The 14,881-nt window shown below is 59.2% G+C and carries 14 protein-coding genes; 2 read left to right on the top strand and 12 right to left on the bottom strand.

The annotated features are described in order from the left end of the window. Nucleotides 1-6 precede the first annotated feature (6 nt). From ACZ9BB_RS25485 to ACZ9BB_RS25450, 8 genes are all read right to left on the bottom strand, one after another. Nucleotides 7-897, bottom strand: coding sequence for an ABC transporter permease subunit (locus ACZ9BB_RS25485; protein ID WP_476217278.1), 891 nt, complete (start codon nucleotides 895-897; stop codon nucleotides 7-9). After that, complete coding sequence (locus ACZ9BB_RS25480) at nucleotides 894-1,775, bottom strand: ABC transporter permease subunit (RefSeq protein ID WP_476218421.1); 882 nt, start codon at nucleotides 1,773-1,775, stop codon at nucleotides 894-896. The genes ACZ9BB_RS25485 and ACZ9BB_RS25480 overlap by 4 nt, the downstream gene beginning before the upstream one ends. 35 nt (nucleotides 1,776-1,810) lie before the next feature. After that, the gene (locus ACZ9BB_RS25475) at nucleotides 1,811-2,953 is read right to left on the bottom strand and encodes an ABC transporter ATP-binding protein (RefSeq protein ID WP_476217277.1); all 1,143 of its coding nucleotides are present in this window, start codon (nucleotides 2,951-2,953) and stop codon (nucleotides 1,811-1,813) included. 61 nt (nucleotides 2,954-3,014) lie between these two features. Then, entirely contained in the window at nucleotides 3,015-4,112 is a 1,098-nt protein-coding gene (locus ACZ9BB_RS25470) for a polyamine ABC transporter substrate-binding protein (RefSeq protein ID WP_476217276.1), read from the bottom strand. Nucleotides 4,113-4,350: 238 nt separating this feature from the next. After that, complete coding sequence (locus ACZ9BB_RS25465; RefSeq protein ID WP_476218419.1) at nucleotides 4,351-5,445, bottom strand: polyamine ABC transporter substrate-binding protein; 1,095 nt, start codon at nucleotides 5,443-5,445, stop codon at nucleotides 4,351-4,353. Nucleotides 5,446-5,627: 182 nt separating this feature from the next. After that, entirely contained in the window at nucleotides 5,628-6,992 is a 1,365-nt protein-coding gene (locus tag ACZ9BB_RS25460) for an aspartate aminotransferase family protein (protein WP_476217274.1), read from the bottom strand. Between the two features lie 57 nt (nucleotides 6,993-7,049). Beyond that, entirely contained in the window at nucleotides 7,050-8,408 is a 1,359-nt protein-coding gene (locus ACZ9BB_RS25455) for a glutamine synthetase family protein (protein ID WP_476217272.1), read from the bottom strand. 37 nt (nucleotides 8,409-8,445) lie between these two features. Then, the gene (locus ACZ9BB_RS25450) at nucleotides 8,446-9,222 is read right to left on the bottom strand and encodes a gamma-glutamyl-gamma-aminobutyrate hydrolase family protein (protein WP_476217270.1); all 777 of its coding nucleotides are present in this window, start codon (nucleotides 9,220-9,222) and stop codon (nucleotides 8,446-8,448) included. A 278-nt stretch (nucleotides 9,223-9,500) separates the two neighbouring features. On the opposite strand from ACZ9BB_RS25450, the gene ACZ9BB_RS25445 reads away from it, so the two are divergent. Further along, nucleotides 9,501-10,877 (top strand): glutamine synthetase family protein, encoded by a 1,377-nt coding sequence (locus ACZ9BB_RS25445; RefSeq protein ID WP_476217268.1) that lies wholly within the window; start codon nucleotides 9,501-9,503, stop codon nucleotides 10,875-10,877. A 263-nt stretch (nucleotides 10,878-11,140) separates the two neighbouring features. Then, nucleotides 11,141-11,779 (top strand): TetR/AcrR family transcriptional regulator, encoded by a 639-nt coding sequence (locus tag ACZ9BB_RS25440; protein WP_476217267.1) that lies wholly within the window; start codon nucleotides 11,141-11,143, stop codon nucleotides 11,777-11,779. 98 nt (nucleotides 11,780-11,877) lie between these two features. Here ACZ9BB_RS25440 and ACZ9BB_RS25435 read toward each other — a convergent pair whose 3' ends face one another. From ACZ9BB_RS25435 to ssuD, 4 genes are read right to left on the bottom strand one after another with little or no spacing between them, the layout of a single operon-like run. After that, a complete protein-coding gene (locus ACZ9BB_RS25435) occupies nucleotides 11,878-12,093 on the bottom strand; it encodes a TOBE domain-containing protein (RefSeq protein WP_007967989.1) in 216 nt (71 codons plus the stop codon). A 40-nt stretch (nucleotides 12,094-12,133) separates the two neighbouring features. After that, nucleotides 12,134-12,940, bottom strand: coding sequence for an aliphatic sulfonates ABC transporter ATP-binding protein (ssuB, locus tag ACZ9BB_RS25430; protein ID WP_476217265.1), 807 nt, complete (start codon nucleotides 12,938-12,940; stop codon nucleotides 12,134-12,136). Further along, nucleotides 12,937-13,719, bottom strand: coding sequence for an aliphatic sulfonate ABC transporter permease SsuC (gene ssuC / locus ACZ9BB_RS25425; RefSeq protein WP_476217263.1), 783 nt, complete (start codon nucleotides 13,717-13,719; stop codon nucleotides 12,937-12,939). Before ssuC ends, ssuB begins: the two co-directional genes overlap by 4 nt. Nucleotides 13,720-13,728: 9 nt before the next feature. Further along, a complete protein-coding gene (gene ssuD, locus ACZ9BB_RS25420) occupies nucleotides 13,729-14,877 on the bottom strand; it encodes an FMNH2-dependent alkanesulfonate monooxygenase (protein WP_476217261.1) in 1,149 nt (382 codons plus the stop codon). Nucleotides 14,878-14,881: the final 4 nt, after the last annotated feature.

The following is a 14,881-nucleotide window of genomic DNA, read 5'->3' as shown; positions in this document are numbered from 1 at the left end:
TCAAGCTCAAGCCGCTTCCGGCGCCTGCGCCCGACGTACGTCCGGTTGCTTCCAGGAGTCGGCAGCGGCTTCCTCGATGGCTTGCTGGATCGCACGCTTGCGGCTTTCTTCGGCACGACGGCTGAAGAACCAGACCAGGAAGGTCACCAGCGACACCGCCAGCAGAATCAGGCTGGCCACCGCATTGATCTCGGGTTTCACGCCCAGGCGCACCGCCGAGAACACTTCCATCGGCAGGGTCGTCGAGCCTGGCCCCGACACAAAGCTCGCCAACACCAAATCATCCAGCGACAAGGCAAACGACATCATGCCGCCGGCCGCCAGTGACGGCGCGATCATCGGGATAGTGATCAGGAAGAACACCTTCCACGGCCGCGCACCGAGGTCCATGGCCGCTTCTTCGATCGACAGGTCCAGCTCACGCAAGCGCGCCGACACCACCACCGCCACATACGCCGCACAGAACGTGGTGTGGGCGATCCAGATGGTGACGATGCCGCGCTCCTGCGGCCAGCCAATCATCTGCGCCATGGCCACGAACAGCAGCAGCAGCGACAGACCGGTGATCACTTCGGGCATCACCAGCGGCGCGGTGACCAGGCCACCGAACAGCGTGCGGCCCTTGAAGCGGGTGATACGGGTCAGCACGAACGCGGCCAGCGTCCCCAATGCCACCGCGGCAATCGCCGTGTAGCAGGCGATTTCCAGCGAGCGCACCACCGAGCCCATCAGTTGTGTGTTGTCGAGCAGGCCGACGTACCACTTGATCGACCAGCCGCCCCACACCGTCACCAGTTTGGAGGCGTTGAACGAGTAGATCACCAGGATCAGCATCGGCGCGTAGATGAACAGCAAGCCCAGCACCAGCATCAGGTTCGAGAAACGGAAGCGCTTCATTCTTTACCCTCCATTTCCTTGGCCTGACTGCGGTTGAACAGGATGATCGGCACAATCAGGATCGCCAGCATCACCACCGCCAGGGCAGATGCCACCGGCCAATCACGGTTATTGAAGAACTCTTGCCAGAGCACTTTACCGATCATCAGGGTTTCCGGACCACCGAGCAGTTCCGGGATCACGAATTCCCCCACTACCGGGATGAACACCAGCATGCAGCCGGCGATAATCCCGTTTTTCGACAGCGGCACGGTGATCTTCCAGAAACTGTTGAAGGTACTCGAACCGAGGTCCGACGCGGCTTCCAGCAGGCTGATGTCGTGTTTGACCAGGTTGGCGTAGAGCGGCAGGATCATGAACGGCAGATAGGAGTAAACAACCCCGATATAGACCGCGAGGTTAGTGTTGAGAATCTGCAGCGGTTCGTCGATCCAGCCCATGCTCATCAAAAAGCCGTTAAGCAGACCGTTGTTGCTGAGGATGCCCATCCACGCATACACGCGGATCAGGATCGCGGTCCAGGTCGGCATCATGATCAGCAGCACCAGCACCGTTTGCAGTTCTTTGCGGGCGCTGGCGATGCCGTAGGCCATCGGATAGCCGATCAGCAAGCAGAGGATCGTGCTGAACAGCGCCATCTTCAGCGAGCCAAGGTAGGCGGCGATGTACAACTCGTCGTCGCCCAGCATCGCGTAGTTGCTCAGGTTAAGCAGCAACTGCACCTTCTGGTCGAGGTAGCTGTAAATCTCGGTGTACGGCGGAATGGCTACGTCGGCTTCGGCGAAGCTGATCTTCAGGACGATGAAGAACGGCAACATGAAGAACAGGAACAGCCAGATGAACGGAACCCCGATGACCAGCTGACGGCCACCGGGAATTATTCGATTGAGCCGGCGTTTGAGTTTGCGCAGGTTCATGAGCGAAGTACCACGCCGCTGTCGTCTTCCCACCACACGTAAACCTGATCGCCCCAGGTCGGGCGCTGGCCACGGCGTTCAGCGTTGGCGACGAAGGACTGGACGATCTTGCCGCTCGGCAGTTCGACATAGAACACCGAATGGCCGCCCAGGTAGGCAATGTCATGCACCTTGCCGCTGGACCAGTTGTGTTCGCAGGTCGGCATGTCGGCCGTCACCAGCAGTTTTTCCGGACGGATCGCGTAGGTGACGGACTTGTCTTGCACCGAGGTGCTGATGCCGTGACCCACGTAGATGTTGCGGTCCAGGTCCTTGCAAGTGATCAGCGCATGGCCCTCGGCGTCGTCCACCACTTCGCCTTCGAAGATGTTGACGTTGCCGATGAACTCACAGACCAGACGGCTGGTCGGGGTTTCGTAGATGTCGATCGGGCTGCCGATCTGGGCGATCCAGCCCAGGTGCATGATCGCGATGCGTTCGGCCATGGTCATGGCCTCTTCCTGATCGTGGGTCACCATCACACAGGTCACGCCGACCCGCTCGATGATTTCCACCAGCTCCAGTTGCATTTGCGAACGCAGCTTTTTATCCAGTGCGCCCATCGGTTCGTCGAGCAACAACAGCTTCGGTCGTTTGGCCAACGAACGCGCCAACGCCACACGCTGACGCTGGCCACCGGACAACTGATGCGGCTTGCGCTTGGCGTACTGACTCATCTGCACCAGCTTGAGCATTTCCGCCACGCGAGAATCGACCTCGGCCGTCGGGATTTTGTCCTGCTTGAGGCCGAAGGCGATGTTCTGCGCCACCGTCATGTGTGGGAACAAGGCGTAGGACTGGAACATCATGTTGATCGGCCGCTCGTACGGCGGCATGTCAGTGATGTCTACGCCATCGAGGAAAATGCGCCCCTCCGTGGGCCGTTCAAAACCCGCCAGCATCCGCAGCAAGGTGGATTTGCCCGAACCCGAGCCGCCGAGCAAGGCGAAGATTTCGCCTTTCCTGATTTCCAGGGACACGTCGTCCACGGCAATCGTCTCGTCGAACTTTTTGGTGACCCGGTCGATTTTGACCAGCACCTGTTTAGGTGTCTGGTCGCCCTCGAGGGCTTTCTTATAGGCGCCGGAGGCAACTGCCATTTACGAAACTCCCAACAGAATTTGCAGTTCGCTCAACGTGGCGAACCTGGATAGTTTGAAGCTATTTGCCCGACTTGACCTTGGTCCAGCTGCGAGTCATCAAACGTTGAATGTTCGGTGGCAGCTCGATGGACACATACGTTTTGTCGAGGACCGCTTGCGGTGGATAAACCGATGCATCGGTGCGTATCGACTGTTCCATCAGTTTGTCCGACCCAGGGTTCGGGTTGGCGTAGCCTACGGAATCGCTGACCTTGGCGATCACCTCAGGCTTGAGCAAATAGTTGATGAAGGCGTGGGCTTGCTTGACGTTGGCCGCATCCTTGGGGATAGCCAGCATGTCGAACCAGAGTGCGCCGCCCTCTTTGGGAATCGAGTAGACAATGTTCACGCCTTTGCCCGCTTCAGCCGCGCGGGCCTTGGCCTGGAACATGTCGCCGGAAAAACCGATCGCGACGCAGATATCACCGTTGGCCAGGTCTGCGATGTACTTGGACGAGTGGAAATACGTCACGTAAGGCCGAACCGCCAGCAACTTGGCTTCGGCCTTTTTGTAGTCTTCGGGATTGGTGCTGTTGGCATTCAGGCCCATGTAATTGAGGACCGTGGGCATCATTTCATCGGCGGAGTCGAGGAACGCGACGCCACAGCTGTGCAGCTTCTTGATGTTCTGCGGCTCGAACACCACATCCCAGGAGTCGATCTTGTCGAGGCCCAGTACAGCCTTGACCTTGTCGGCGTTGTAACCAATACCGTTGGTGCCCCACAGGTACGGCACGGCGTACTGGTTGCCCGGATCATTCTGCTCCAGGCGCTTGAGCAGCACCGGGTCGAGGTTGGAATAGTTGGTGAGCCTGGACTTGTCGAGCTTCTGGAAAGCACCGGCCTTGATCTGCTTGCCAAGGAAGTGGTTGGACGGCACGACCACGTCATATCCGGTACGCCCGGCCAGCAACTTGCCTTCCAGGGTTTCGTTGGAATCGAATACGTCATACACCGGCTTGATGTCGGCTTCTTTCTGGAAGTCGGCCAGGGTGGTTTCACCAATGTAGTCCGACCAGTTATAAATATGCACTGTGCCGGCGGCCTGAACACTGACGGCAAGCGTCAGCCCGGCGCCGACCAGCAGGGCATTGCGCAACAAAGAAAAAACAGGCAAGTGGAGGTCCTCCAAAATTAGTTGGGCCCAAGTTGCCCCGCGTTACATGACAGCCATGGCTGCCTGACAACAAAACCGGCGCGCAACTTACCCTCGAAAAACCGTTCCAGCAAACTTTATGAAGATCCTGTAGCAGCCGCCGCAGGCTGCGTTCAACTGCGAAGCAGTTGTGCTGTCGAAAAGCGGAGGTCCTTCGGACCTCAACGCAGCCTTCGGCAGCTGCTACAGGGTTTAGTACTTATTTACCGGATTTGATCTTGGTCCAGCTGCGGGTCAGTTCACGCTGGGTTGCGGCTGGCAAATCAGCGATCGCATACAGCTTGGCCTGTACTTCGGGAGTCGGATAGATGCCCGGATCCGAAGTGATGTCCTTGCTCACGTACTGGGTGGCTTCAGCATTACCGTTAGGGAAACGCACAGCGTTGGTGATGTCAGCCATCACTTTTGGTTGCAACAGGTAGTTCATGAACTTGTAGGCCCCTTCGACGTTTTCCGCATCCTTGGGGATTGCGACCATGTCGTAGAAGCTGCCAGCGCCTTCTTTTGGAATGGCGTAGCTGACTTTCACCTTGTCACCGGCTTCGGCGGCGCGGGACTTGGCTTGCTGGACGTCACCCGAATAGCCGACTGCTACGCAGATGTTGCCGTTGGCCAGGTCCGAAATGTACTTCGACGAATGGAAGTAGGTCACGGAAGGACGGATCTTCAGGAACAGCTCTTCGGCTTTCTTGATGTCTTCCTTCTTCTGACTGTCGGTTGGCAACCCCAGGTAATGCAGGGCGACCGGCAGCATTTCGGTAGGCGAATCGAGGAAGCTCACACCGCAGCCCTTGAGCTTGGCGATGCTTTCAGGCTTGAACAGGACGTCCCAGGAATCGATCGTGTCGACGCCCAGCGCTGCCTTGACCTTCTCGGGGTTGTAACCGATTCCGATCGAGCCCCACATGTAAGGGAAGGCATGTTTGTTGTCCGGGTCGCTGACGGAAACCGCTTTAAGCAACGACTTGTTCAGGTTGCCGTAGTTGGACAGCTTGGACTTGTCCAGCTCCCGGTAAACCCCGGCCTTGATTTGCTTGGCAAGGAAGTTGTTCGACGGTACGACGATGTCATAACCGGACTTGCCTGCCAGCAACTTGGCCTCCAGGGTTTCGTTGCTGTCGAAAACGTCGTACACCACCTTGATCCCGGACTCTTTCTCGAAGTTCGCGATGGTGTCCGGTGCGATGTAATCGGACCAGTTGTATACGTGCAACACTTTGTCGTCAGCCTGAACGGCGCCCGCCATCACGCCCATCAGGGACATGGCGAGGAGGGTCTTGCCAGCTATCTTCATACCTAATGCCTTCATGGGTAATGCTCCAATTTTTCTTTTTAACCACATGCTCAGCGGCCTGTTACTGGGCATCCGAACAACCGTTAGTCTGGCAAGATCCAAGGCAGGCTTTCAAGGAAAGCCCCATCCTTTGTTTGCACTGAGCGAAGTGCACATTTCACACCTCGCTCAGAGCCTAGCACTTAGCCCTGTAACGCACTCAGGGTCAGGTCCAGGCACTTGCGTGCTTTTGTTACCAGCTCATCGATTTCAGCCGGTGTAATCACCAGTGGCGGAGCAATGATCATGGTGTCGCCCACCGCGCGCATGATCAGGCCGTTGTCGAAGCAGAAGGTGCGGCAAATCATGCCAACGCCCTTGCCTTCGTAACGCTTGCGGGTGGCTTTGTCCTGAACCAGTTCGATGGCCCCCAACAGACCGACCCCACGCACTTCCCCCACCAACGGGTGATCGTTCAGTTCCCGTAGACGCTTTTGCAAATAGGGTGCCGTTTCTGCACGCACGCGCTCGATAATTTTTTCATCGCGCAGGATGCGAATGTTTTCCAGCGCCACCGCAGCGGCCACCGGGTGCCCGGAATAGGTGAAACCGTGGTTGAAATCACCGCCTTCGTTGAGCACTTCGACCACATCGTCACGCACGATCAGGCCGCCCATCGGGATGTAGCCGGACGTCAGGCCTTTGGCGATGGTCATCATATGGGGCTTGAGGTCGTAGAAATCGGAACCGAACCACTCACCGGTACGGCCGAAACCGCAGATCACTTCGTCAGCCACGAACAGAATGTCGTACTTGGCGAGGATTTCCTTGATGCGCGGCCAGTAGCTGTCTGGCGGGATGATCACGCCGCCGGCGCCCTGGATCGGCTCGGCAATAAAGGCCCCGACGTTGTCGACGCCGACTTCCAGAATCTTCTCTTCCAGCTGATTGGCCGCCCAGATACCAAACTCGTGCGGTGTCATGTCACCGCCTTCGCCGAACCAGTACGGCTGGGCGATGTGGACAATGCCCGGGATCGGCAAGTCGCCCTGTTCGTGCATGTACGTCATGCCACCCAGGCTCGCGCCGGCCACGGTGGAACCGTGATAGCCGTTTTTGCGGCTGATGATGACTTTCTTCTTCGGCTGGCCCTTGATCGCCCAGTAATGGCGAACCATCCGCAGCATGGTGTCGTTGCCTTCGGAGCCGGAACCGGTGAAGAACACATGATTCATGCCTTCAGGCGCAACGTCGGCGATGACCTTGGCCAGCTCCAGCACCGGCGGGTGAGCGGTCTGGAAGAACAGGTTGTAATAAGGCAGTTCGCGCATCTGTTTGCTGGCGGCATCGGCCAGTTCATCGCGACCGTAGCCGACCGCTACACACCACAGGCCGGCCATGCCGTCGAGGATCTTGTTGCCTTCGCTGTCCCAGAGGTAAACGCCCTTGGCGCTGGTGATGATCCGCGGGCCTTTCTCTTTCAGCTGTTTGAAGTCGCTGAACGGGGCCAGGTGGTGATCGCTGCTCAGGGTTTGCCACTCACGGGTTTGCGGGTTGTTGCTGGTCATGCGAATTCTCCTTGGATTCCAGTGAAGGCGCGGCGATTTACAGCCGCGCCCGGCGCATCAGACGGCGAAGAGCAGGAACTCCCGCTCCCACGAACTGATCACGCGCTTGAAGTTTTCATGCTCGGCCCGCTTGACCGCGACGTAGCCCGTGATGAATTTCTTGCCCAGGTATTTTTCGATGGCCTTGCTGTTTTCCATCCGTTCCAAGGCGTCTTCGATGGTCAATGGCAGGCGCAGATTGCGCCGTTCGTAGCCACGACCGACGACCGGCGCACTCGGGTTATGCCCTTCGACCATGCCGATCAGCCCGCACAACAGACTGGCGGCGATGGCCAGGTAAGGGTTGGCATCGGCACCCGGCAAACGGTTTTCCACCCGACGGTTCTGCGGCCCGGCGTCCGGAACCCGCAGGCCCACGGTGCGGTTCTCTTCGCCCCACTCCACGTTCACCGGCGCCGAGGTATCGGGCAGGAAGCGGCGGAACGAGTTGACGTTGGGGGCGAACAGCGGCAGCAACTCTGGGATGAATTTCTGCAGACCGCCGATGTGGTTGAGGAACAGCTGGCTCATGGTCCCGTCTTCATTGGAGAAGACGTTTTTGCCGGTCTCGAGGCTGATAATGCTCTGGTGCAAGTGCATGGCACTGCCCGGCTCGCCGGTCATGGGCTTGGCCATGAAGGTCGCGGCCACGTTGTGCTTGAGGGCGGCTTCACGCATGGTGCGTTTGAACACCAGAATCTGGTCGGCCAGGGACAGGGCATCGCCATGACGGAAGTTGATTTCCATCTGTGCCGTGCCGTCCTCGTGGATCAGCGTGTCGAGGTCCAGTTCCTGCAGTTCGCACCAGTCGTAGACGTCTTCGAATAACGGATCGAATTCGTTCGCCGCTTCAATGGAGAACGACTGGCGACCGGTTTCCGGGCGACCGGAGCGGCCAATCGGCGGTTGCAGCGGGTAGTCCGGGTCATCACTGCGCTTGGTGAGGTAAAACTCCATTTCCGGCGCCACGATCGGCTGCCAGCCGTGGTCGGCGTAGAGTTTCAGCACTTTCTTGAGCACGTTGCGCGGCGACAGCTCGATCGGGTTGCCCTGCTTGTCGTAAGTATCGTGGATCACGATGGCGGTCGGCTCGATGGCCCAAGGCACCAGGAACACAGCGTTCTGGTCGGGGCGGCAGATCATGTCGATGTCGGCCGGGTCGAGCAGTTCGTAATAGATGTCGTCTTCGACATAGTCGCCGGTCACGGTCTGCAACAGAACGCTTTCGGGCAGGCGCATGCCTTTTTCGGCAATGAACTTGTTGGTCGGCGAGATCTTGCCCCGGGTGATGCCGGTCAGGTCGCCAATCATGCATTCGACTTCTGTGATCTTGTGGTCTTTCAACCAATCGGTGAGCTGGTCGAGGTTGTTACTCATAAATGCCTCTTAGGCTGAGTTTCCTGACTCTTATAAGTCAGGCGTTGTTTGACGCATCGGCGTCGCGTTGTAGTGCGCGCTTGCGGCAGGCATCGCCAAATGCCTGGAAGATCGCAAGGTAGTCAGGGTTTGAGCTTACCTGCCATTCGGGATGCCATTGCACCCCTAAAGCAAAAGCCTTGCCTTCAATAACGGAAACGGCTTCGATCAACCCGTCGGGTGCCACCGCTTCCACACGAAGGCCAGGCGCCAGACGCTCAATGCCCTGACCATGAATTGAGTTGACTTGAATCTCGCTCTTCAGGCCCAGCCTGGCAAGTACACCGCCCGATTGAATGTGCACCGGGTGACTTGGCGCGTACTGTCCTTCCAGCGGCAAGCTGTGGTCTTCACGGTGATCCATGAATGGACCGGCCTCGTGAACCTTCTGATGCAGGCTGCCGCCGAATGCCACATTCATTTCCTGTAAGCCACGGCAAATGCCGAGCACGGGAACACCGGCCTCGACAGCGGCGCGGATCAGCGGGAGAGTGGTGGCATCGCGTGCAGAATCATGAGCAGTATCTGGCGCACTGGCCGGGCCGTTATAGTGAATCGGTTCTATATTGGAAGGAGAGCCTGTAAAGAGAATGCCGTCCACAGCGTCCAGAATATCGGACGGCGCCAGTAGATCCGCCAGGGATGGAAGAATCAACGGCAGGCCCTTGGCAGCTGAAGCCACGGCGCGTACGTATTTGTCGCCACTGATGTGATAAGCATGCAGACCGATCTGCCTGGAGCAGGCGGTGACGCCGATTAACGGCAGGCGAGACATGAAGCACCCCGGTATTATTGCTGTTATGGGTTTAAATCGAGCTTAGCCTTGTTCATTTTTTTACACAACACCCCCGTAAAAAATACAACACGGCCCGCTCAAGCTCGCGGGCGCCAAGAAGGCTGAAGGCAGAAAAACGCCCCAAAGTGCCTCAAAAATGCCTCGCGAGTGCTTTTTTAGGGCAAAAAAGGCCTCGCTTGACTTCGGCATGCCGTTCGGGTTGACTGGAATCCGAAGAGATCAATGATTGATATTTTTAACAACAAAGGTGTTGCATCATGTCGGTACCCCCGCGTGCCGTTCAGCTTAACGAAGCGAACGCGTTCCTTAAGGAACATCCTGAGGTTCTGTACGTTGACCTTCTGATTGCGGATATGAATGGTGTGGTGCGCGGCAAGCGCATTGAACGCACCAGCCTCCACAAGGTTTACGAGAAAGGCATCAACCTGCCGGCCTCTCTATTTGCTCTGGATATCAATGGTTCTACGGTGGAAAGCACCGGCCTGGGCCTGGACATCGGCGATGCTGACCGAATCTGTTATCCAATCCCCGACACCCTGTGCAATGAGCCCTGGCAGAAGCGCCCGACCGCGCAACTGCTGATGACCATGCACGAACTCGAAGGTGACCCCTTCTTCGCCGACCCGCGCGAAGTCCTGCGTCAGGTCGTGGCCAAGTTTGACGAAATGGGCCTGACCATCTGCGCCGCGTTCGAACTGGAGTTCTACCTGATCGACCAGGAGAACGTGAACGGTCGCCCACAACCACCGCGCTCGCCGATCTCCGGCAAACGCCCGCACTCGACTCAGGTTTATCTGATCGACGACCTCGACGAATACGTCGACTGCCTCCAGGACATTCTGGAAGGTGCAAAAGAGCAAGGCATCCCCGCGGACGCGATCGTCAAGGAAAGTGCCCCGGCGCAGTTCGAAGTGAACCTGCACCACGTGGCCGACCCGATCAAGGCTTGCGACTATGCGGTCCTGCTCAAGCGCCTGATCAAGAACATCGCCTACGACCATGAGATGGACACCACCTTCATGGCCAAGCCTTACCCAGGACAGGCGGGTAATGGTCTGCACGTCCACATCTCGATTCTTGATAAAGAAGGCAAAAACATTTTTGCCAGCGAGGATCCCGAGCAGAACGCCGCACTGCGTCACGCGATCGGCGGTGTGCTCGAGACCCTACCCGCGCAGATGGCTTTCCTCTGCCCGAACGTCAACTCCTACCGTCGTTTCGGCGCACAGTTCTACGTGCCAAACTCGCCGTGCTGGGGCCTGGACAACCGCACCGTGGCGATCCGCGTACCGACCGGTTCCTCCGATGCGGTGCGCATCGAACACCGTGTGGCCGGCGCCGATGCCAACCCGTACCTGCTGATGGCTTCGGTGCTGGCCGGCGTGCACCATGGCCTGGTCAACAAGATCGAGCCGGGCGCACCGGTGGAAGGCAACAGCTACGAGCAGAACGAGCAGAGCCTGCCGAACAACCTGCGCGATGCATTGCGCGAGCTGGACGACAGCGAAGTCATGGCCAAGTACATCGATCCGAAATACATCGATATCTTCGTCGCCTGTAAAGAGAGCGAGCTGGAGGAGTTCGAACACTCCATCTCCGACCTCGAGTACAACTGGTACCTGCATACCGTGTAAGCGGCTGCAGTAAAAACAACGCCGCCGGCTTCATAGCCTGCGGCGTTTTTTATGGTCGGCATCAAAAATCCTGTGGCGAGGGAGCTTGCTCCCGCTGGAGGCCGAAGGACTCCCTGTAACAGCGATACGGTTTTGTCAGGCACACCGCATTGACTGGTTTTGGGGCTGCTACGCAGCCCAACGGGGGCAAGCCCCCTCGCCACAGGGATATGGAACATCTGCCCGCTCTGCGTACAATGCCCGCTGCCCTGCAGGAGACTTCAATGACGCGCACCGCCACCATTCGCAAACCCCGTGCACGCAGCCAGGCCCGGATCGATTCGATACTCGATGCCGCCCGCACGCTGCTGGCCGCCGATGGCGTGGCCAGTCTGTCGATCTACAGCGTCGCCGAACGCGCCGAGATCCCGCCCTCCTCCGTCTACCACTTTTTCGCCAGCGTTCCGGCGCTGCTCGAAGCCCTGACCGCCGACGTCCACGCCGCGTTTCGCGCCTGCCTGCAAGCCCCCATCGACCACAACGCCCTCAACGGCTGGCGCGACCTGTCGCGACTGGTGGAACAACGCATGCTCGCCATCTACGGCGAAGACGCCGCCGCCCGGCAATTGATCCTCGCCCAGCATGGCCTGACCGAAGTCACCCAGGCCGACCGCCAGCACGACATCGAACTCGGCGATCTGATGCACAAGCTGTTCGATCATCACTTCGAACTGCCGACGCTGCCCAGCGATGTCGATGTGTTCGCACTGGCCATGGAACTGGGGGATCGGGTGTACGCGCGCTCAGTGCAGCAGCATGGGCAGATCACCCCGCGCATGGCTGAAGAAGGGATGCGGGTGTTTGATGCTTATCTCGGGCTGTACCTGCCGCCGTATTTACCCAAGCGCATTCACTCAATCTGACTGCGGCGGCTGTCACACTGGCCTCATCGCTGAGCTCAAGACACGCGCAAAAACCCCGAAGGGCTCACACCCTTCGGGGTTGTTGTTTGCGCACACGCTTACAACTTGGCGATCGACACCTCGGTGGATTTCACAAACGCGATCACTTCGCTGCCGACCGCCAGTTCCAGCTCTTTCACCGAGCGTGTGGTGATCACCGAGGTGACGATTCCGGAAGCCGTCTGCACGTCGATCTCGGAGAGGACGTCGCCGAGCACGATTTCCTTGATCGAGCCTTTGAACTGGTTACGGACGTTGATGGCTTTGATAGTCATGATGTTGATTCCTGTCGTTGGGGTAAGGATGAGGCTTGAGTTACTGAGCCCAGCGCAATTGCGTGGGCAATGGTGAAACAGGTTCCGGTTCCGGCGGTTGGCCGGGCAGGGACAGCACGCGGTTGAGCACTTGGGTTTCCAGCGCCGCCAGCCGATGGGAGCCACGAACCCGAGGACGCGGCAGCTCCACCGCCAGGTCGAGGCCGACTTCACCCTCTTCAATCAGGATCACCCGATCGGCAATCGCCACCGCTTCGCTGACATCGTGGGTCACCAGCAACACCGTGAAGCCATGCTGTTGCCAGAGCCGTTCGATCAATTGCTGCATCTCGATGCGGGTCAAGGCATCCAGCGCGCCCAAGGGTTCGTCGAGCAACAGCAGACGCGGTTGATGGATCAGCGCACGGGCCAGGGCCACACGTTGCTTCTGCCCGCCGGACAAGGCTGCCGGCCATTCGTGGGCGCGATCCGCCAGGCCGACCGCCTCAAGGGCTTCCAATGCTTGCGGCCGCCAGTTGCCCTTGAGCCCGAGACCGACGTTGTCGATGACCTTTTTCCACGGCAGCAGCCGCGCTTCCTGGAACATCAGCCGGGTGTCTTCCCGGGCTTCACTCAGCGGCGCTGTGCCAGCAAACAACTCGCCAGCCGTAGGTTTGTCGAGACCGGCGAGCAAGCGCAGCAAGGTACTTTTGCCGCAGCCGCTACGCCCGACCACCGCCACAAACTGCCCGGCCGGAATGTGCAGGTCGATTTCACGCAGCACTTGCCGCGAACCGAAGGTTTTTTGCAGCTTGCGAACGGCCAATGGAATACCGCGCAGCAGGCGTGGAGGTTGTTGAGCCGTCATGCGGCACCTCCCTTGGCAACTTGATAAGCCGGATGCCAGCGCAGCCATATACGCTCAAGCCCACGCGCCGCAAGGTCGGCCAGCTTGCCGAGTACCGCGTACAACAGAATCGCCAGCACCACCACGTCGGTCTGCAAGAACTCCCGGGCATTCATCGCCAGATAGCCAATGCCCGAGCTCGCGGAAATGGTTTCCGCCACGATCAATGTCAGCCACATGAAGCCCAGGGCAAAACGTACTCCAACCAGAATCGACGGCAGCGCCCCCGGCAGAATCACCTGACGGAACAGGCTGAAACCGGACAAGCCATAACTGCGGGACATTTCCACCAGCGCCGGATCGACGTTGCGGATGCCGTGATAGGTGTTGAGGTAGATCGGGAATAATGTGCCCAATGCCACCAGAAAAATCTTCGCCGACTCGTCGATGCCGAACCACAGGATCACCAGTGGAATCAGCGCCAGGTGCGGTACGTTGCGGATCATCTGCACCGAACTGTCGAGCAGGCGTTCGCCCCACGTCGACAGGCCAGTGATGAAGCCCAACGCAAGACCGATGCCGCCGCCGATGACGAAACCGAGCGCCGCGCGCCAGCCGCTGATGGCCAGGTGGGTCCAGATTTCGCCGCTGCTGACCAGGCCTACACCGGCTTCGATCACCGCGATCGGCGCCGGCAGAATCCGCGTCGACAACCAGCCCGCCGACACCGACAACTGCCATACCGCCAGCAACAAGATCGGCAACACCCAGGGCGCGAGGTTGTGGATTGTTTTCTTCATGGCTGCGCCTCAGTTCTGGGACGCGGCTTTGGGAAGGATGTCGTTAGCCACCATCTCGCCGAACGGGCTGACATAGCCGGCGCTTTTCGGCAGCTCCGGGCGCTCGATATCAAGGTGCGGGAACAGCAGTTCAGCGACACGGTACGACTCTTCGAGATGCGGATAACCGGAGAAGATAAACGTGTCGATGCCCAGGTCCGCGTACTCCTTCACGCGTGCCGCCACAGTCGGACCATCACCCACCAGCGCCGTACCGGCACCACCGCGCACCAGGCCGACGCCGGCCCAGAGGTTGGGGCTGACTTGCAGGTTGTCGCGGCTTCCGCCATGCAGGGCGGCCATGCGTTGCTGGCCCACCGAATCGAAACGCGCCAGCGATGCTTGAGCGCGAGCGATGGTGTCGTCGTCCAGATGCGAGATCAGCCGATCCGCCGCTTGCCATGCCTCGGCGTTGGTTTCACGGACGATCACATGCAAGCGAATACCGAAGCGCACGGTACGTCCGAGCTTCGCCGCTTTGGCGCGAACCTGTTCGATTTTCTCCGCGACGGCGGCGGGTGGCTCGCCCCAGGTCAGGACCATTTCGACCTGCTCCGCCGCGAGGTCTTGCGCCGCTTCCGATGAGCCACCGAAATACAGTGGCGGACGCGGTTGCTGGATCGGCGGATAAAGCAGCTTGGCGCCCTTCACGCTGATGTGCTGACCGTCGTAATCAACGGTTTCACCTTCCAGCACCCGGCGCCAGATGCGGGTGAATTCCACCGAGGCCTGATAGCGCTCTTCGTGACTGAGGAACAAACCATCGCCGGCCAACTCTTCCGGGTCGCCACCGGTGACCAGGTTGAACAGCGCTCGACCGCCGGACAGGCGATCCAGTGTCGCCGCCTGACGCGCTGCCACCGTCGGGGAAATGATCCCGGGGCGCAGGGCGACCAGAAACTTCAAACGCTGGGTCACCGGAATCAGCGATGCGGCCACCAGCCACGAGTCTTCGCAGGAGCGACCGGTAGGAATCAGCACCCCGCCAAAGCCCAGGCGATCCGCCGCTTGCGCGACCTGTTGCAGATAACCGTGGTCCACGGCGCGAGCGCCTTCAGCGGTGCCAAGGTAATGGCCGTCGCCATGGGTGGGCAGGAACCAGAAAATATTGAGGCTCATGGAG

The organism is Pseudomonas sp. TE3552 (genome assembly GCF_056278945.1).
The sequence above is the reverse complement of the archived record's forward strand: the minus strand, read 5'-3'. Positions and strand labels throughout refer to the sequence as shown.